This is a genomic window from Bacillus cereus group sp. MYBK220-1, from assembly GCF_051916445.1.
Classification (GTDB): Bacteria; Bacillota; Bacilli; order Bacillales; family Bacillaceae_G; genus Bacillus_A; species Bacillus_A cereus.
Genome location: NZ_JBQAGQ010000001.1, coordinates 1,052,638 through 1,070,052, shown reverse-complemented (window position 1 = coordinate 1,070,052; position 17,415 = coordinate 1,052,638). Strand labels below are relative to the sequence as shown.

Sequence of the window (17,415 nt, the reverse complement as noted above, 5' to 3'; positions counted from 1 at the left end):
AAGAGTCTCATTTTTTAATGAGACTCTTTTATATTTTGGCTGGGGTAAAGAAGTTAGTAGTTTATTAATATATTAAATTTCTCATTGGTATATAAATCGAATGTGTGGGAAATTACGTTATCAACTATAAAGGTTGAAGTATTTGACATATGAAACCGAGAAAGAAATGCTCTCCTCTGTTATTTATATTGTAATAATATACATGCTGGAATCATATTGAATAGATGTATTTTATTGTTAATTTAGTTAAAAATTAATCAGACTTATGTATAATAATTTATTGAAAAAATAATTGAATTTTTCAGATTAATGAATTAATATAAGGTAAGTAATTTTAAGATTTATAGAATATTGGAAGATGAAAGGTTTTGAGAATTTTATTAGGAGCACAAAACGATTTTAGGATAGCTTTAAAGCTAGTGTAAAATGACGTTTGCTTCATCATTTTCAGGGCCGAAAGGAATTAGGGGAAAGCATCTTGTGTTAAAATGCGGCTATGAATCATCTAAGAGGGGGAAGTGAAGTGGCAAACAAAGAATTGAAAAGAGGTTTAGAAGCACGTCATATTCAAATGATTGCTTTAGGCGGAACGATTGGTGTTGGTTTGTTTATGGGGTCAGCCAGCACAATTAAATGGACAGGTCCGTCAGTAATGCTTGCTTATGCAATTGCAGGTATTTTCATCTTCTTCATCATGCGTGCCATGGGAGAAATGTTGTATATGGAGCCAAGTACAGGCTCATTTGCGACATTCGGTCATAAGTATATTCATCCACTAGCTGGTTATATGACAGCGTGGAGTAACTGGTTCCAGTGGGTTATCGTTGGGATGTCAGAAATTATCGCGGTTGGAGCGTATATGCAATATTGGTTCCCAGATTTACCAGCTTGGATACCAGGTATAATTGCAATGGTTATTCTTGGTGCAGCTAATTTAATTTCTGTTAAGTCATTTGGTGAATTTGAATTTTGGTTTGCGATGATTAAAATCGTTACGATTCTATTAATGATTATTGCAGGATTTGGCCTTATTTTCTTTGGAATTGGTAACGGCGGAGAAGCGATTGGCATATCTAATCTTTGGTCAAATGGCGGTTTCTTTACAGGTGGTTTCTCAGGATTCTTCTTTGCTTTATCACTTGTAGTTGGTGCATACCAAGGTGTGGAATTAATCGGTATTACTGCTGGTGAAGCGAAGGATCCAAAGAAGACACTTACAAGAGCGATTCAAAGTACAATTTGGCGTATCTTAATTTTCTATATTGGTGCTATTTTCGTTATTGTAACGGTGTATCCGTGGGATCAATTAAGTACAATTGGTAGTCCGTTCGTAGCAACTTTTGCGAAAGTTGGTATTACGGCAGCTGCTGGACTTATTAACTTCGTTGTAATTACAGCAGCAATGTCTGGTTGTAATAGTGGTATTTATAGTGCTGGTCGTATGCTTTATACGTTAGGTGTAAATGGACAAGCACCGAAATATTTCACGAAACTTTCTGGAAATGGTGTACCTTTATTTGGTACAGTTGGCGTAATTATCGGTCTGGCGGTTGGTGTTGTTTTAAGTTACATCGCACCGAAAAACTTATTCGTATATGTATATAGTGCGAGTGTACTTCCTGGAATGGTACCATGGTTTGTCATTTTAATTAGTCAAATTAATTTTAGAAAAGAAAAGGGAGCAGAGATGAAAGATCATCCGTTCAAAATGCCATTTGCTCCTGTTACAAACTATTTAACAATTGCCTTTTTAATTATGGTATTAATCGGAATGTGGTTTAACGATGATACTCGTATTTCATTAGTTGTAGGTATTATTTTCTTAGCTATCGTTACAATTAGTTTCTATGCTTTCGGAATAGGAAAGCGAGCTCCGTTAGACGTTCAAAATAATAAAGAGATTTCAAGTAAATAAAGAAAAGGCTGTTCATCTGGAACAGCCTTTTCTTATTGTTGTTATTTGTCGATAAATCGATATAATTTGATTTATGATAGATATATTTGAAAAATCGTTGATATATTGTACGTTATGATAGATATATTTGAAAAATCGTTGATATATTGTACGTTATGATAGATATATTTGAAAAATCGTTGATATATTGTACGTTATGATAGATATATTCGAAAAATCGTTAATATAATTTTACATACTATCTGTCACTATCATGATTAAAATTTCTCTAATACGATTTTCCCAATGGTGTGCCCGGTTTCAAGTAGTGCATGTACTTTCATTAAGTTTTCAGCGTTAATCGGTGTTAATGTTTCATTTTTATGTAAGCTGTACTGATAGTCTAGAAGGAGTTTATTTCTAAAAAGAAGAATTTTTTACTGTATTACTTTATCCCAAACTAAATGTAAAGGTGGATACATAATGACAGTAAAGAAACTTTATTTCATCCCAGCAGGTCGTTGTATGTTGGATCATTCGTCTCTTAACAGTACGTTAACACCGGGAAAATTATTAAACTTGCCGGTATGGTGTTATCTTTTGGAGACAGAAGAAGGTCCTATTTTAGTAGATACAGGTATGCCAGAAAGTGCAGTTAATAATGAAGGGCTTTTTAACGGTACATTTGTTGAAGGACAGATTTTACCGAAAATGACTGAAGAAGATAGAATCGTGAATATATTAAAGCGTGTAGGGTATGAGCCGGACGACCTTTTATATATTATTAGTTCTCACTTACATTTCGATCATGCAGGAGGAAACGGTGCTTTTACAAATACACCGATTATTGTGCAACGAACGGAATATGAGGCAGCACTTCATAGAGAAGAATATATGAAAGAATGTATATTACCGCATTTGAACTATAAAATTATTGAAGGGGATTATGAAGTGGTACCAGGTGTTCAATTATTGTATACGCCAGGTCATTCTCCAGGCCATCAGTCGCTATTCATTGAGACGGAGAAATCCGGTCCTGTATTATTAACGATTGATGCATCGTACACGAAAGAGAATTTTGAAGATGAAGTGCCGTTCGCGGGATTTGATCCAGAATTAGCTTTATCTTCAATTAAACGTTTAAAAGGAGTTGTGGCGAAAGAGAAACCAATTGTTTTCTTTGGTCATGATATAGAGCAGGAAAAGGGTTGTAGAGTGTTCCCTGAGTATATATAGTGCAAAAAGTCATGAGTTCGCGTGCTCATGACTTTTTCGTTTAAATAATTTTTTTAAATAAATTATAAACTTTTTTTGAACTATCTTCGTTTAACTGATAGTACGTAAGGTTTACATCATCAGGAGTATCTTGCTGAGCAATCATCACTTCGCTGCTGTGATGATCAACTATCCATATGAAATATTTTTTATAAGTTCCATCCTCGAAAGTAATCCACATATCACAATCTATTAAATCTGATCCTTCTTCATCCAATGTTAATTTGCCTTTTTTTGCGGTATTCATACTGTTAATAAATGTTTTTAATTCATCTGTTTTTGTGAGAAAGATATCCTGTTTTGTTTTAATTGATTCGACATGTATATCTTTTATTTCCTGTTTACCTAAAAAAACAGGAGGCTCATTTGGATCTCGCGAGCTTGAAATAATAGTAGCTTTCTTTTTCGGTTTATTTGCAGTATAGAGATCTTGAATAGATTTTCCCGAGTTTATAAACCATACAATTCCACAAATAATCAATACACTACCTAGCAATAAAATAATTTTTTTAATAGGATTTTCTCCTCTCTATTACTTCATGTGAAGAGCTTTTCTATTAATATATGATAGGTAAGCGTAAAGTATTATAGTTGAACTTGGTTATGCTTCACAGTTTTTATCGGGCGATCTATGAGTAAATTGTAAGTGAGCCCAATTAATACGAAAATGCCACCGATAACTTTACCAATTGAGAGTTCATTTGTTAGGAAGAAATCAATAATAGTCCCCGCAAATAATTGTCCGATAAAGATGAGTAATGTTAAATAAAAGGCTGATATTTTAGGAGTAATATAGTTGGATAATGAAATAACGATAACGCCTACTAATCCGCCTAAGTATACGGCGATAGGAATAGATTGCAATTTATGAATAGGGATATACAATGAATCTGAACTGAAAATTAAAAATAACATAGAGAAAAATAATCCAGTAATATAATTGAAAAACGTGCCTTCCCAGTTTCCAATTTCCTTTGCTAAATTCGCGTTAATAATTCTAGCAACGACGATAGAAACACCAGCTAAAATAGCGATAGTAATATATAACATATTTTTGCCCCCATTAATATATTGTCATGATAATAATCCCAGAAGAGATAAATACTAATCCAACTAGTTTTTTCTTTTCAAACTTTGCAACTTTCATTCCTAATAAGCCGAAATGATCGATAATGATGGAAGCAATGGATTGGCCGAGTAAACTTAATGCGATCGTAATAGAGGCACCAAGGACGGAGAAACTTATATTATTAAAAAGAACAGTGAATACTCCAATCGCTCCAGCGCTATATAAAAAAAGCGGAATACCTTTATCGAAATGAATTTTATGTTTGTTTAAGATTAAAACGAAAATAACTGCAATTAAACCGACAAGGTGAATGACCACGCTTGCTGTATACTTGCCAATTAACTCAGATAAAATCCCATTCAATGGAAGCATAACGGCGATGAGCACACCAATAAAGACAGAAAGAAAGTTATACAATGCAATATCCCCTTTGTATTTCATATTTGTAATGACTGTATCATGCTGAAATTGTGTATTACTATGACATATGTCATAGTGGAAGAAGAAAATTTTGATTACAATGGGGATGAGTTGTAAAGGTGGGGAACTATGAAGAAAGTATGTAATTCTATTAAATTAGCAGAGTATATGAAGAAAAATAATATTGATTCATTTTTTAGTCATGATATGAAGCCATATATGGAACTTATATTTTTTAAAAAGAATGAGTTTATTTGTAGAGAAAATGAAGAGATAGATTATTTATATTTCTTTGTTGAAGGAAAAGCGAAAGCGTTTAACACATTAAGTAACGGGAAATCCGTATTACTGTGTTTTTATGATAGTTTGCAGTTACTTGGAGATGTGGAGTTAATTCATTCCCAAAGGATTACTTCAAATGTACAAGTAATGGCAGATTCATATTGTGTTGGTTTACCATTAGGAAAAGTGAGAAATCAGCTATTTCATGATGCGAAATTTTTAAGATGTATTTGTGGATCGTTAGCACATAAGTTAAATCGACTTTCAAAAAATAGTACAATTAATTTATTGTATCCGCTTGAAAATAGACTTGCGAGTTACATGTTAGCAGCAGGGGAACGAGCAGTTCAGCATGAAAATAGAATTGTATTTAGTGGGAATTTAACGGAAATAGCGGAATTGTTAGGAACGAGCTATCGGCATTTGTTGCGAACATTAAATATTTTTTGTGATAAAGAGATAATAAAGAAGAACGATGGATGCTATGAAGTAGTAAACGTGGATGTTTTGAGAGAATTGGCAGCAGATGTTTATAAATAGGAGGAGAGTATAAATGATAACACCTATATTTAGAATTTTTGATATTGAAAAAGCAAAACTATTTTACTTAGGTTTTTTAGGATTTAAACTGGATTGGGAACATCGGTATGAGGAAAATATGCCATTATATTTGCAAATTTCGTTACAGGATGCTGTGATACATTTATCAGAACATCATGGTGATGCCTCACCAGGTGGTGCGATTCGGATCAAAATAGATGATGTAAAGGATTATCATTCTGTATTATTAAGTAAAGAATATGCTTATTCGAAGCCGAATATAGAAAAAACACCTTGGGGTACAATTGAATTAACTGTAATTGATCCGTTTTCAAATAGAATTACACTGTACGAGGAAAAATTGTAGAAATGGAATGAAGAGTAGTTCATAGAGCAGTGAACTGCTCTTTTTTATTTTGAGTAGATATTGAATCATATAAAAAGAAAATGTTATGATTATGGAAACGTATGAATATATGAACAAGTATTCATACGTTTAAGAAGAGGAGGGATTAGAATGAAAGATCTAATTATTATTGGGGCGGGTCAAGCTGGATTAACAATGGGATATTACTTGAAGCAAGAAGGGTATAATTTTTTATTACTTGAGGCAGGAAAACGAGTTGGTGATTCATGGAGAAATCGATATGATTCTTTGCAGCTTTTTACCCCAAGGTCTTACAGTAGCTTGCCGGGTATGGCGTTAATAGGTGAAAAAAATGAATTTCCATATAAAGATGAAATTGCAACTTATTTAGAAAAATATGCAAGACATTTTCAATTACCGGTACAATTACAAACGGAAGTTCTAAAAATAAAGAAAGAAAAAGAAATATTTGAATTATATACTCCTACAGAAATTTTACAAACGAAAAAAGTTATTATCGCAACAGGTGGTTTTCAGCAACCGTTTATTCCCTCAGTTTCAGCAAATCTATCATCACATGTTTTTCAAATACATTCATCACAATATAAATCACCATCACAAATTCCTAAGGGAAAAGTACTAGTAGTAGGTGGTGGGAATTCAGGGATGCAAATAGCAGTAGAACTTGCAAAAACTCATGAAGTTATGATGTCTATCAGTCATCCTTTAACGTTTTTACCGTTACATTTTTCTAGAAAAAGTATTTTTAATTGGTTAGAAAAATTGGGTGTATTGTATGCTGAAGTTAGTACCAAGAGGGGGAAATGGTTTCAGAAGAGAAAAGATCCTATTTTTGGATTTGAAGGTAAGGAACTCATTCGTAATGGAGCAATACAACTACAGGAAAAAGTAGTAAGTGCATCAGAAAATAACATCATGTTTCAGAATGGTGATACTTATAGTGCAGAAAGCATTATATGGTCAACTGGTTTTATTCAAAATTATAATTGGATTGAAATTGAACAGGCAGTGAATGAGAATGGATTTCCTAATCATATAAAGGGAATCAGTCCAGTAAAAGGATTGTATTATATCGGTTTACCATGGCAATCTCAAAGGGGTTCCGCACTTATTTGTGGTGTAGGAAAGGATGCAGCGTATGTACTTTCTGAAATCAAAAAAATAGATCAGTAGTGATAACTACTGATCATCCATATGTACATGAATTAGGAGAGGTCAAACATTTATTAACTTTATTATAATAGATTTTCACGGAATTAAAAACTGAAAATTCGAATTAAATGTTGAGAAAGTTTTTTGTATCGAAATATATGAAAGAATAGGGATTTTTATTAAAACAGAAAAAGATATTTCTATTTTAGTAAATTATGATATAGTCTAAATAAGCGTGTTTTTCCATAAATGTAATTATTTTCATTGTAGTTTTGTTTATATGAGGGAAGGAGAAGTAATTATGAAGTTTGATGATCAACGCTTACTAGGGGTCCGATTAGGTTCTGTACTTGTGACAGAGGAAAATCAATATTTAGTAATTAAGAAAAAAGATCATTATGCACTGTTAAATATACATAATTTAGAATGCACTCATGTTGAAGTGCAGTTAGAACATTTGGAAGAAATGTTGCGGGAAGATTTCCAAGAAAGTATAACGGAGATTATCGCACCAGAACATATAAAAATTGTTGCGAAAAATGTTATATAGGTAAAGAAGCTGGAAGGAACAGCTTCTTTATTTTCATTATAAGGGTAACGTTTTTACAACTTCACCAATGATCCCTTCCATTTGATGAACACCTAAATCGGAATTGGTCATAATAACAGCACCATTCCCGCAGTATGGATAACAAACCATCATACATTGAAATCCAACGCCCCATCCGAGTGAATAAACCTGTAATTCTTCATTAGAATCATCTAGAAAAACACCTAATCCAGTCCATTTTGAGCAACCTTGAGGAGAAATCATGTCTATTACTAATTTTTGAGAAAGTTTTAGTTTACCCTTTCCTTGTAAGGAATGAATGATTTCAATAACTAAAGCTGATAAGTCAGTTGGTGTTGTCCAAATACCTGAAGCAGCTGCGAATGGATAAAATGGATACTTCTCATTTGTTACAGTTCTATCTTTATTATGTCCGCAAGCAAAAACATCGGTTTTATCTATGTCTTTTGGAGGGAAAAGTGTACTATTTTTCATTTGTAGTGGCTGGAAGATGTGTTCTTCTAATAACTGACTAAATGATCTTCCTGTAATATCTTCAAGTAGTAGTTCAATAATACAAAAGTTTGCATCGGAGTAGTGAAATTCGTTTTCTGGTTTATAAGTTATTTCTATCGGTACTGGGCAATAGGATGTTTTACCGGCAAGGAGTTCAGACATGTTTGGTCGCCCATGTGCAAATGTATAATGTCCAAAACTATTAGGAGGATCAATAATTCCAGATTGGTGACTTAATAAATTTCGCAGGGTGACTTTTTTCTGTGAGGTAAATAGGTTGGTAGGTATGTTCCAAGATGTGAGTCTATCATTTATGTCTTCATCTAAATGTATGATTTCTTGATCTGGTAACGTTAGTACTAGCATTGTAGTGATGAATTTGCTGATAGAACAAGAATTAAAGAGAGAATTTGTAGTAACAGCTCTAGTTGTTCTAGCTTCAAGTGTTCCAAAGGCAGTCGCTTCATCTAGTTTGCCATTACATATAACAGCGAGGCTTAAACCTGCAACGGAATATTGGTTCATTTTCTCGTATATATTGCTACTTTTTAAGTTCATGGTGACTCCTTTCTTTAAAGACAGAATATTATTTTTATTATACAGTAGTAAAAAAAGAAAACACTTCGTCATTCACCAATGAAGTGTTTTCTTTTTTAGTTAGTTTGAAGTGAACTTTTGAAAAAATTTGTCTCGGTATATGTACATAACCCATGAGATTGTTATTAAAGAAATAATGATTTGTTTGTTTTTAATTGGTGCATTGAGAACAAGCCAACCAACTATATCAAATAATAAATGTAGCACGATTGAAAGAACTACAAATTGAAGTAACGTATTTAAAAATCTTTTCATAAAGTGTCCCCCTAAAATAATAGGTTTTATTAACAGTTTGATATAGTGGTATTATACAGTAAATGTGTCCTGTGGTAAAATTTACATAAGTTAGTGAAATAAAACAAATGAAAGTTAGTAAGGGGGAACATTCATGGAATTCTGGATGGTTATACTGATAGTAGCCGTTGGTTTCATTTATATCGCTGAAAAATTAGCTACAATTAAAAAGAAAAATGATGCGCGTTTAAAGAGAATTGAAGATAGATTACAATTAATTACGAAAGAGATGGGAATTATAGAAAGAGAACCTGAAATTAATAAAGAACTACGCCAGCTTGTAGAAGAAGGAAAAAAAGTTACAGCAGTTAAGAGAGTAAGAGAAGCTTTTGGTTTTTCCTTACTAGAAGCGAAGCAATATGTTGATAAATTATAAAAAAGATCATCCATTTGGGTGATCTTTTTCACTGCACCATGCGTGTATTTACATAAGCCGCGATTATAAAGTGTCCAATTATATGGAACAAACATTTGAGATAAATTGTCTAATATAGGTAATAACTATTTAGCTTGGAAGAAAGGGTTGATGACATGAAAAAGAATACGTTGTTAAAAGTAGGATTATGTGTAGGTTTACTAGGAACAATTCAATTTGTTAGCACAATTTCTTCTGTACAAGCATCACAAAAGGTAGAGAAAACAGTAATAAAAAATGAGACGGGAGCCATTTCAATATCTCAGTTAAACAAGAATGTATGGGTTCATACGGAGTTAGGTTATTTTAATGGAGAAGCAGTTCCTTCGAACGGTCTAGTTCTTAATACTGCTAAAGGACTAGTGCTTGTTGATTCTTCTTGGGATGACAAATTAACGAAGGAACTAATAGAAATGGTAGAAAAGAAATTTCAGAAGCGCGTAACGGATGTCATTATTACACATGCGCACGCCGATCGAATTGGCGGAATAAAAACGTTGAAAGAAAGAGGAATTAAAGCGCATAGTACAGCATTAACCGCAGAACTAGCAAAGAAAAGTGGATATGAAGAGCCACTTGGAGATTTACAAACAGTTACGAATTTGAAGTTTGGCAATACAAAAGTAGAAACGTTCTATCCAGGGAAAGGACATACAGAAGATAATATTGTTGTTTGGTTGCCACAATATCAAATTTTAGCTGGAGGCTGTTTAGTAAAATCTGCGGAAGCTAAAGATTTAGGAAATGTTGCGGATGCGTATGTAAATGAATGGTCTACATCGATTGAGAATGTGCTGAAGCGATATGGAAATATAAATTCGGTAGTACCTGGTCATGGAGAAGTAGGAGGCAAGGGATTACTTTTACATACATTGGATTTATTAAAATAAGAAATTGTAGAAATACAAAAGAGAGGAGAAATAATTTTCTCCTCTCTTTCTTCTAACTATATTTAAATGCTGAATCTGTCGATTACGTCAGCATATATTACTGAGATTTTAATTCCAAGTATACAAATACTAGTACTGTCATAATTGCAATAACAACGTAAGTAGCATCAAGCATTATAAGTGTTTTTAAAGTTTCAGTCATCGTAATTCACCCCTGTTATAAAAATATAACATGATCTTTTTATTGATTGGATAAGAGATCATAAAGATAAAATGTATATGAAATTTCTTAAGTAGCTTCTATATAAATATATCATATAAATAATGTAAGTAATGTTAAAATAATGTAAATGTATTGTAAATAAAGAGGTTTACAATGAAGGCTTTAATAAAAAAATGATAGTTCCTTAAAATAAAAAATACGCTATTTTCATATGAGATGAATTGCAATTATTTGTATAAGGGATTCAAAAATTTTTTTCGTTGTATATATTTCTCCAAATTAATTAGCTATTTAAAAGTATCGAAAGATGTGTGCACACTAATGCATATTTTTTAGTGTCAATAAAAATATTATGTCAACAATATGAACTGTCACAAATCTTTATATATTATTGTGATTGATATCACATCACTTTTTTTCAATGGGTATTATGCTTAAGGTGTAATGAATGATTGGGAGAGGGTGGGATGATATGTTTTGTTATCAATGTGAACAAACGCCAACAGGCGGATGTAAAGTAATGGGTGTGTGCGGCAAGAATGAAACGATTGCGAGTTTACAAGATACGATTGTGTTTGGGCTAAAAGGAATTGCAGCTTATCGCACACATGCTGCTCAGCTAGGGTATACGGATGCATTTGTAGATGCTACAACACAAGAAGCTTTATATATGACATTAACAAATTCTAACTTTAACGAACAAGAGCATATTGATATGGCTATGAAAGTGGGGAAATCAGCTTTACGGGTGATGGAATTATTAGATGAGGCACATACGAATCATTTTGGTGTGCCAGAGCCTGTACAAATTACACAAAATCGTGTAGAAGGTAAAGCAATTGTAGTTACGGGTCATAATTTATTTGCACTAGAAGAATTATTAAAGCAAACAGAAGGAAAAGACATTAATATTTATACACATTCTGAAATGCTACCAGCACACGGATATCCGCAGCTGAAAAAATATAAACATTTAAAAGGAAACATCGGTAAGGCATGGTATGATCAAAGACGCCTTTTTGAAAAATTTACTGGTGCCATATTAGCTACAACGAACTGTGTTATGCCAATTAAAGGATCGTACTCTGATCGATTCTTTTCATATGATATTGCAGGTTTAGAAGGTGTACAAAAAATTGAAAATGATGATTTTACACCATTGATTCAAAAAGCGCTAGAACTTCCAGAAGTACATACGGAGTCAGATGAACAGTTAGTGACAGGCTTTCATCATAATACAGTATTGTCATTAGCTCCAGAAATTATTGATGCAGTAAAAGAAGGGAAAATAAAGCGTTTCTTTGTTATCGCCGGTTGTGATGCACCGGGAAAAGACGGAGAATATTATCGTGAATTAGCAACGTCGCTTCCGCAAGAAACAGTTATTTTAACAACTTCTTGCGGAAAATTCCGCTTTAATGATGTAGATTACGGTGTTGTACCTGGTACGGAAATTCCGCGTTACATGGATTTAGGACAGTGTAATAATTCCATTTCTACAGTGAAAATAGCGGCTGCATTAGCTGATGCTTTCCAATGTGAGGTGAATGAATTGCCAGTAAGTATTGTGCTATCATGGTTTGAACAAAAAGCGGTTGCCATTTTACTCGGGCTATTTAGTCTTGGGATTCAAGATATTCGCATCGGTCCAAAGGCTCCTGAATTTATTTCACCTGGCGTGCTTGATGTATTACAAGAAACATTTGGTTTAAAACTAATTACAAATGCAGCAGAAGACATGGCTATGATGTTATCGTAACGGAAAAGATGTTTTCACTTAATTGTGGTTTTATAAATCATTTGTATGTGTGTGAGTAAACGCACATACAAATGATTATTAATAAAGAAAATCGCTATATCTATAAATTTTATAGAGCTTTTAAAGTGTAACACCACATGCCCACCACCTTAAGATTTTAAGTATCCCCAAAACGAAATTTCTACATGAATATCTATAATTTTACCTCTTTTTCATTTGATTTGAAAATAAGCTTTCTATTTTTAAAAACCAACGATACCACCTCAAATTATAGGAATAAAATCCATTCATTTATTAGGAAAATGGATTGAAAATAATAAGGTAGACTAAAAAGTAAAATATTATTTATGATAATCATTCTTTTATAAAATTTAAATTGGAAATAGCCCTACTCATTTTGATTGCGCATTTTCAAAATGGAGGGGCTTTTTTTACTGTAAAATCAATAACTGCATCTTATTTTTGTTGAAAAAATTCTCATTCTTATTTTGAAAGTGATATGGGTACATTTACATGCACATCAATCTTTTATTATGAAGTGGCCCTTGAATATATTGTTTTTTATTGACAGACATAAAAATGATTTATTTGCTGTATTGATAATTTGTAGACGTTATAATAAAATGTTTATGTATATGTAAACTTAATTTATTTTTGTTTGGTTTTATTGTGAGGTTAGGCAGTGTTAATAACAATAAAATAATGAATATATCACCTATAAAAAGAATGAAACCAATACGGAGAAGATGATTTTGTTAAAAATTCGAAAAATAAGCGTTATTAGCTCTTGAAGAAAAATGACTAGAAAAATTACAAGCATATGGAAAATAGGGTTATACAAAAAGTCCTAAAGGGGGACGGAATTATGGAGAAAAGAAAGTATTCAGTAACACCACAAGATCGAATGAATTATGTATTAGGTCTTTATTCTGCAGATCAACAAATTAATGCAGTTCTTTATTTTCCTGTAGGTATATCCAAGGAAATACTTGAAGAATCAGTAAGGATAACGTTGCAATTGCAACCAGTTTTGAACAGCCGGTTTGTAGAAAATGATATTCCTTACTGGGAGGAACATTCATCTGACACTAACTCATCTATTTGCTTTTTTGCAGAAGGAAATAATCAAGAACTTGAAATAATGGCAATAGATTTTATTAAGGAACCTGGTGATCGTATTCAGGGGCCTATGGTTCAAACGAAATTATTACGGGGCACTACAATAGATATGTTAGTTGTGAAATTGTCTCATCTATGTTCAGATGGTGCAGGAGTCAAGGAATATATAAAATTGCTTGGAACAATATATACTCACCTTTCATTGGGACGGTCTAAGAAGCAAATTATAAAGGAATTTGATGAGGGAAATGAGAGTTGTCGAGATCAATCACATGTATTCAAATACGCTGGAATATCGGACATAAAAAGTGCGTATCGTCCTAACCAAGAACAACAGGCATCGTTATGGTCTTTTCCATCTCAACCTAACAAAAATAAATTTCCCCAAATGTCCGTACGGCGATTGAGCCATAAGCAAACTCTACGTTTAACCCAATGGACAAAAGCACAACAGGTTACCTTGAATGATGTAATCATGACTGCTTACTTCCGAGTTTTATCACATTTCACTGTGTATGCAGAACCTCGCACTGCAGAAAAAATGATTGGTTTGACAATTGATTTACGTCGATATCTGCCTAATAATACAACTGGTGCTATTTGCAACTTATCCGGTATGGAAATGCCAGTGATTAAAATGGAAGACGATGAAACATTTAAGCAGACTCTTGTTCGAGTTAAACAATCAATGGATAAAATAAAGTCTCAAAATCCAGGTCTTTCTTCAGCAGCAGGAATGGAGTTACTGGCAGAAATGAAGCTATCTACAGTGAAGGAAATGTATAATCAGCAATATGAACAGGCTGTACAGATGGGGATGGCGTTGCCATTACTGACAAATTTGGGAGTGATTGCTGAGGAACCTATTCAGTTTGGTCAAATTCAAGCTGAGGACGGGTATATGGCATCACCTATTATGTATGCACCATTCTTTTCAATGGGAGCAAGCTCTTATAATGGAAGGCTTACATTTACGATCGGTTATCATGCGCCGGATACATCAAAAGAAAAGGTAGAAAAATTTTTAGATAGTGTTGCTAATCAACTATCAGAAATAAAATAAAAGAGAATATAGAGAACAGATTTCTAACAGAATTGTATTTTAGGGGCTCGTATCATGTACGGATAATCTCTGGGAATTTTCTCTGACCGCACTTGCCTTTATGCTTTATATGCAATGGGAATGGTAGTGAGAAACAATTTGTATCGTGAAAAAACAAGATATATCGGTATAAAAACAATAAAACAGAGCTGATTTAAATTACACTTTGAATCAGTTCTGTTTTGCTAGTGTGATGGTCCTTACAACAAAAAAGTAGGCTGTATCCGGTTAGGGTAAAGCGGATTTTTAATTTTTTTGAAAATAAAGTTGACATCCATAACTACTTAGTCATACAATGTAGATGTAATAAGTGATACTGAATAGTTCGGATTCACAAAAACTGTTCAGTAAAAAATTCGCCTTAGTACTCTGTGATACTGAATATAAGTCAGACAGAATAGGGGGTAAAGGAGGATCAGGACATGGAAAATTTAACTGAAATGCTGAAAGGTTCACTGGAAGGGTGTGTACTGGAAATCATTAGTCGCCGTGAAACGTATGGCTATGAGATTACCCGCCACCTGAATGATCTTGGGTTTACCGAAGTTGTGGAAGGTACGGTGTATACCATCCTCGTACGATTAGAGAAGAAAAAGCTTGTGAATATTGAAAAGAAACCATCAGATATGGGACCGCCTCGTAAGTTTTATTCATTAAATGAAGAAGGCCGCCAGGAGCTTGAATTGTTTTGGGAAAAATGGGATTTTGTATCGTCAAAAATTAACGTCTTGAAGTCAAAATAGGTTCATAAGATAAAATGTTCCGGCCGATACTTTGGGAATTTCTTGTTCGGTTTTATAAAAAAGGAGGAAAATAAGATGTTAGAAATGTTCAAAAAGTTAATTGGTGATAAAAAAGAGTACAAAATGATGATGGCACGAGTTGAGGCTCTGCCAGAGGACTACCAATTTGTATTTAAGAAAATTCAAAACTACATGTGGAATTTTTCAGCGGGTAACGGGATGGATATGTTACACATACAGTATGAATTAATCGATTTGTTCGAAGCGGGTGCAGCGGAAGGAAGACAAGTGCTTGACATTACTGGGGATGACGTGGCTTCCTTTGCTGACGAACTAGTGGCAAATGCTAAAACTTACGTCTCCAAGTATCGTGAAGATTTGAATGAAAGTATTATGAAGAAATTGAGAAAAAAATAAATGGAATAAGTAGTACCGACTGATTAGCTGGTTACACATATGAATTGCCATCATAGCTATTCAGTTATATTTTTAACTCGGTACTAAGTAATACAGAATATCAGTGATACTAAATAGATAGAGGTAAATAAATAGTCTTCGCAAAACATTTTTATAGGGAGGAAAAAAGTATGAGTCATGCAGCGATTTCTGTAAAAGGCTTGAAAAAATCCTTTAAAGATAAGGAAGTTTTAAAAGGGGTAGATTTTGAGGTGCAGCGTGGAGAAATTTTCGCGCTGCTAGGCTCAAATGGAGCGGGAAAGACGACAACGGTCAACATCCTTTCGACACTAATGAAGCAAGATAGCGGTGAAGTAAGTATTTGTGGATTTGATGTACAGAGTCAATCAGATCATGTTCGTCAAAGTATCAGTTTGACAGGGCAGTTCGCAGCTTTAGACGGTATGCTGACTGGGAGGGAAAACTTGATAATGATCGCCAAATTACGTGGTGTTTCCAATCCTGCTCAAGTTGCTGACAATCTACTTGCAAGATTTAGCCTGACTGATGCGGCAAACCAAAGGGCAGATCAGTATTCAGGCGGGATGAAGCGCCGGCTTGATATCGCGATGAGTTTGATTGGGGCGCCAGCAGTTATTTTTCTTGACGAACCAACGACTGGACTTGATCCTGAAGCGCGAATCGAAGTGTGGGATACAGTCAAGGAACTTGCTGGTAGCGGTACAACTATTTTGCTTACGACTCAGTATTTGGAGGAAGCAGAACAACTGGCAGACCGTATCGCTATTTTGCATGGCGGAAAAATTATTACGACAGGTACTCTTGCTGAACTAAAAGAGATGTTCCCGCCAGCAAAAGTGGAGTATATCGAGAAGCAACCGACATTGGAAGAAATATTCCTTGCGATCATTGGAAAAAAGGAGGAGATGTAAATGAAAAGTAAAACAGGTGTATTACTAGGTCGTTTAATGCGTAACATTATGCGCAGTCCGGATACAATTATTACAGTGGCGATTACACCGATTATGATGATGCTATTATTTGTCTACGTGTTTGGCGGCGCAATAAAAACTGGAACGGAAAACTACGTTAATTATTTATTGCCGGGAATTTTGCTAATGGCTATCACATCCGGTGTAGCTTACACTTCCGTTCGACTATTTACGGATGTAAAGAGTGGGCTGATGGCACGTTTCATTACGATGCCTATTAAGCGCTCATCGATATTGTGGGCTCACGTTCTAACCTCTCTGGTTGCTAATGTACTTACTATCGTGGTGGTTATTCTTGTTGCACTCTTAATGGGTTTCCGTTCCAGTGCTAATATTCTAGATTGGCTCGCGGTAGCTGGGATACTTGGGATGTTTACGCTGGCGCTAACATGGCTAGCTATCATTCCAGGATTGAAAGCGAGGTCTATGGAAGGGGCGACTGCTTACTCGTACCCGCTAGTTTTTCTTCCATTTATTAGTTCGGCCTTTGTGCCTACCGAAACGATGCCAAAAATTGTTCGTGCGTTTGCAGAGAATCAGCCTGTAACTTCAATCGTGAATGCGATTCGTGCTCTTTTATATGAAGGAACTGTTGGAAACGATATTTGGATTGCGCTCGCTTGGTGCGTAGGTATAATGGTCATCTCTTACTTTTTCGCCAGTAAAGCATTTAAACGTCAGTTAGGGTAAGAAACGTGATAAACGAAACCTTCAGGAATAATATATATTTAGAAAAGCACGGGAGATTTTCCGTGCTTTTATTATTTATCATGCTCTC

Annotated in this window: 19 protein-coding genes; 14 read left to right on the top strand and 5 right to left on the bottom strand. The window is 34.1% G+C overall.

Annotation, left to right across the window (positions count from 1 at the left end; genetic code table 11):
* Positions 1-523: 523 nt before the first annotated feature.
* Positions 524-1,915 (top strand): amino acid permease, encoded by a 1,392-nt coding sequence (locus tag ACTFRU_RS05435; RefSeq protein ID WP_001284404.1) that lies wholly within the window; start codon positions 524-526, stop codon positions 1,913-1,915.
* Positions 1,916-2,377: 462 nt separating this feature from the next.
* The gene (gene aiiA, locus ACTFRU_RS05430; protein WP_000216572.1) at positions 2,378-3,130 is read left to right on the top strand and encodes a quorum-quenching N-acyl homoserine lactonase AiiA; all 753 of its coding nucleotides are present in this window, start codon (positions 2,378-2,380) and stop codon (positions 3,128-3,130) included.
* A gap of 40 nt (positions 3,131-3,170) precedes the next feature.
* Here aiiA and ACTFRU_RS05425 read toward each other — a convergent pair whose 3' ends face one another.
* From ACTFRU_RS05425 to ACTFRU_RS05415, 3 genes are all read right to left on the bottom strand, one after another.
* Positions 3,171-3,665: a hypothetical protein gene (locus tag ACTFRU_RS05425; RefSeq protein WP_000901692.1), complete on the bottom strand. Its 495-nt coding sequence runs from the start codon at positions 3,663-3,665 to the stop codon at positions 3,171-3,173.
* Between the two features lie 89 nt (positions 3,666-3,754).
* Complete coding sequence (locus ACTFRU_RS05420; RefSeq protein WP_000965811.1) at positions 3,755-4,219, bottom strand: DMT family transporter; 465 nt, start codon at positions 4,217-4,219, stop codon at positions 3,755-3,757.
* A 13-nt stretch (positions 4,220-4,232) separates the two neighbouring features.
* A complete protein-coding gene (locus tag ACTFRU_RS05415) occupies positions 4,233-4,679 on the bottom strand; it encodes a DMT family transporter (protein WP_002024519.1) in 447 nt (148 codons plus the stop codon).
* A 108-nt stretch (positions 4,680-4,787) separates the two neighbouring features.
* On the opposite strand from ACTFRU_RS05415, the gene yeiL reads away from it, so the two are divergent.
* The 4 genes from yeiL (at position 4,788) to ACTFRU_RS05395 (ending at position 7,570) form a co-directional block, all read left to right on the top strand.
* Positions 4,788-5,480, top strand: a complete 693-nt coding sequence (yeiL, locus tag ACTFRU_RS05410; RefSeq protein WP_000754830.1) for a transcriptional regulator YeiL — start codon at positions 4,788-4,790, stop codon at positions 5,478-5,480.
* A 13-nt stretch (positions 5,481-5,493) separates the two neighbouring features.
* Complete coding sequence (locus ACTFRU_RS05405; RefSeq protein ID WP_000632403.1) at positions 5,494-5,847, top strand: glyoxalase superfamily protein; 354 nt, start codon at positions 5,494-5,496, stop codon at positions 5,845-5,847.
* 150 nt (positions 5,848-5,997) lie between these two features.
* On the top strand, positions 5,998-7,041 hold the full coding sequence (locus ACTFRU_RS05400) for a flavin-containing monooxygenase (RefSeq protein WP_440037529.1): 1,044 nt from the start codon (positions 5,998-6,000) through the stop codon (positions 7,039-7,041).
* Positions 7,042-7,321: 280 nt separating this feature from the next.
* Positions 7,322-7,570: a hypothetical protein gene (locus tag ACTFRU_RS05395; protein ID WP_000666948.1), complete on the top strand. Its 249-nt coding sequence runs from the start codon at positions 7,322-7,324 to the stop codon at positions 7,568-7,570.
* A 36-nt stretch (positions 7,571-7,606) separates the two neighbouring features.
* On the opposite strand, the gene ACTFRU_RS05390 is transcribed toward ACTFRU_RS05395, so the two are convergent.
* Entirely contained in the window at positions 7,607-8,644 is a 1,038-nt protein-coding gene (locus ACTFRU_RS05390; protein WP_440037528.1) for a serine hydrolase domain-containing protein, read from the bottom strand.
* Positions 8,645-8,743: 99 nt separating this feature from the next.
* Positions 8,744-8,938 (bottom strand): hypothetical protein, encoded by a 195-nt coding sequence (locus ACTFRU_RS05385; RefSeq protein WP_025708838.1) that lies wholly within the window; start codon positions 8,936-8,938, stop codon positions 8,744-8,746.
* 133 nt (positions 8,939-9,071) lie between these two features.
* Between ACTFRU_RS05385 and ACTFRU_RS05380 the strand changes: the two genes are divergently transcribed.
* The 8 genes from ACTFRU_RS05380 (at position 9,072) to ACTFRU_RS05345 (ending at position 17,327) form a co-directional block, all read left to right on the top strand.
* Entirely contained in the window at positions 9,072-9,353 is a 282-nt protein-coding gene (locus tag ACTFRU_RS05380; RefSeq protein ID WP_440037527.1) for a hypothetical protein, read from the top strand.
* Between the two features lie 155 nt (positions 9,354-9,508).
* Positions 9,509-10,282, top strand: a complete 774-nt coding sequence (gene bla2 / locus ACTFRU_RS05375) for a BcII family subclass B1 metallo-beta-lactamase (RefSeq protein WP_046392920.1) — start codon at positions 9,509-9,511, stop codon at positions 10,280-10,282.
* Positions 10,283-10,977: 695 nt separating this feature from the next.
* A complete protein-coding gene (gene hcp, locus ACTFRU_RS05370; RefSeq protein WP_440037526.1) occupies positions 10,978-12,264 on the top strand; it encodes a hydroxylamine reductase in 1,287 nt (428 codons plus the stop codon).
* Positions 12,265-13,129: 865 nt separating this feature from the next.
* The gene (locus ACTFRU_RS05365; RefSeq protein ID WP_000415478.1) at positions 13,130-14,446 is read left to right on the top strand and encodes a condensation domain-containing protein; all 1,317 of its coding nucleotides are present in this window, start codon (positions 13,130-13,132) and stop codon (positions 14,444-14,446) included.
* 461 nt (positions 14,447-14,907) lie between these two features.
* Entirely contained in the window at positions 14,908-15,228 is a 321-nt protein-coding gene (locus ACTFRU_RS05360; RefSeq protein WP_000429487.1) for a PadR family transcriptional regulator, read from the top strand.
* Between the two features lie 75 nt (positions 15,229-15,303).
* Positions 15,304-15,645 (top strand): DUF1048 domain-containing protein, encoded by a 342-nt coding sequence (locus ACTFRU_RS05355; RefSeq protein ID WP_000891986.1) that lies wholly within the window; start codon positions 15,304-15,306, stop codon positions 15,643-15,645.
* A gap of 170 nt (positions 15,646-15,815) precedes the next feature.
* The gene (locus tag ACTFRU_RS05350) at positions 15,816-16,577 is read left to right on the top strand and encodes an ABC transporter ATP-binding protein (protein ID WP_000017473.1); all 762 of its coding nucleotides are present in this window, start codon (positions 15,816-15,818) and stop codon (positions 16,575-16,577) included.
* Positions 16,578-17,327 carry an ABC transporter permease gene (locus tag ACTFRU_RS05345; RefSeq protein ID WP_440037525.1) on the top strand — a complete coding sequence of 250 codons (750 nt, stop codon included), beginning with the start codon at positions 16,578-16,580 and terminating at the stop codon, positions 17,325-17,327.
* Positions 17,328-17,415: the final 88 nt, after the last annotated feature.

What these genes read in the sequence shown, in the direction of transcription:
- aiiA (WP_000216572.1), top strand. Translation starts at nt 2,378, where the DNA reads ATGACAGTAAAGAAACTTTATTTCATCCCAGCAGGTCGTTGTATGTTG.
- ACTFRU_RS05420 (WP_000965811.1), bottom strand. Translation starts at nt 4,219, where the DNA reads ATGTTATATATTACTATCGCTATTTTAGCTGGTGTTTCTATCGTCGTT.
- ACTFRU_RS05415 (WP_002024519.1), bottom strand. Translation starts at nt 4,679, where the DNA reads ATGAAATACAAAGGGGATATTGCATTGTATAACTTTCTTTCTGTCTTT.
- yeiL (WP_000754830.1), top strand. Translation starts at nt 4,788, where the DNA reads ATGAAGAAAGTATGTAATTCTATTAAATTAGCAGAGTATATGAAGAAA.
- ACTFRU_RS05405 (WP_000632403.1), top strand. Translation starts at nt 5,494, where the DNA reads ATGATAACACCTATATTTAGAATTTTTGATATTGAAAAAGCAAAACTA.
- ACTFRU_RS05400 (WP_440037529.1), top strand. Translation starts at nt 5,998, where the DNA reads ATGAAAGATCTAATTATTATTGGGGCGGGTCAAGCTGGATTAACAATG.
- ACTFRU_RS05395 (WP_000666948.1), top strand. Translation starts at nt 7,322, where the DNA reads ATGAAGTTTGATGATCAACGCTTACTAGGGGTCCGATTAGGTTCTGTA.
- ACTFRU_RS05390 (WP_440037528.1), bottom strand. Translation starts at nt 8,644, where the DNA reads ATGAACTTAAAAAGTAGCAATATATACGAGAAAATGAACCAATATTCC.
- ACTFRU_RS05385 (WP_025708838.1), bottom strand. Translation starts at nt 8,938, where the DNA reads ATGAAAAGATTTTTAAATACGTTACTTCAATTTGTAGTTCTTTCAATC.
- ACTFRU_RS05380 (WP_440037527.1), top strand. Translation starts at nt 9,072, where the DNA reads ATGGAATTCTGGATGGTTATACTGATAGTAGCCGTTGGTTTCATTTAT.
- bla2 (WP_046392920.1), top strand. Translation starts at nt 9,509, where the DNA reads ATGAAAAAGAATACGTTGTTAAAAGTAGGATTATGTGTAGGTTTACTA.
- hcp (WP_440037526.1), top strand. Translation starts at nt 10,978, where the DNA reads ATGTTTTGTTATCAATGTGAACAAACGCCAACAGGCGGATGTAAAGTA.
- ACTFRU_RS05365 (WP_000415478.1), top strand. Translation starts at nt 13,130, where the DNA reads ATGGAGAAAAGAAAGTATTCAGTAACACCACAAGATCGAATGAATTAT.
- ACTFRU_RS05360 (WP_000429487.1), top strand. Translation starts at nt 14,908, where the DNA reads ATGGAAAATTTAACTGAAATGCTGAAAGGTTCACTGGAAGGGTGTGTA.
- ACTFRU_RS05355 (WP_000891986.1), top strand. Translation starts at nt 15,304, where the DNA reads ATGTTAGAAATGTTCAAAAAGTTAATTGGTGATAAAAAAGAGTACAAA.
- ACTFRU_RS05350 (WP_000017473.1), top strand. Translation starts at nt 15,816, where the DNA reads ATGAGTCATGCAGCGATTTCTGTAAAAGGCTTGAAAAAATCCTTTAAA.
- ACTFRU_RS05345 (WP_440037525.1), top strand. Translation starts at nt 16,578, where the DNA reads ATGAAAAGTAAAACAGGTGTATTACTAGGTCGTTTAATGCGTAACATT.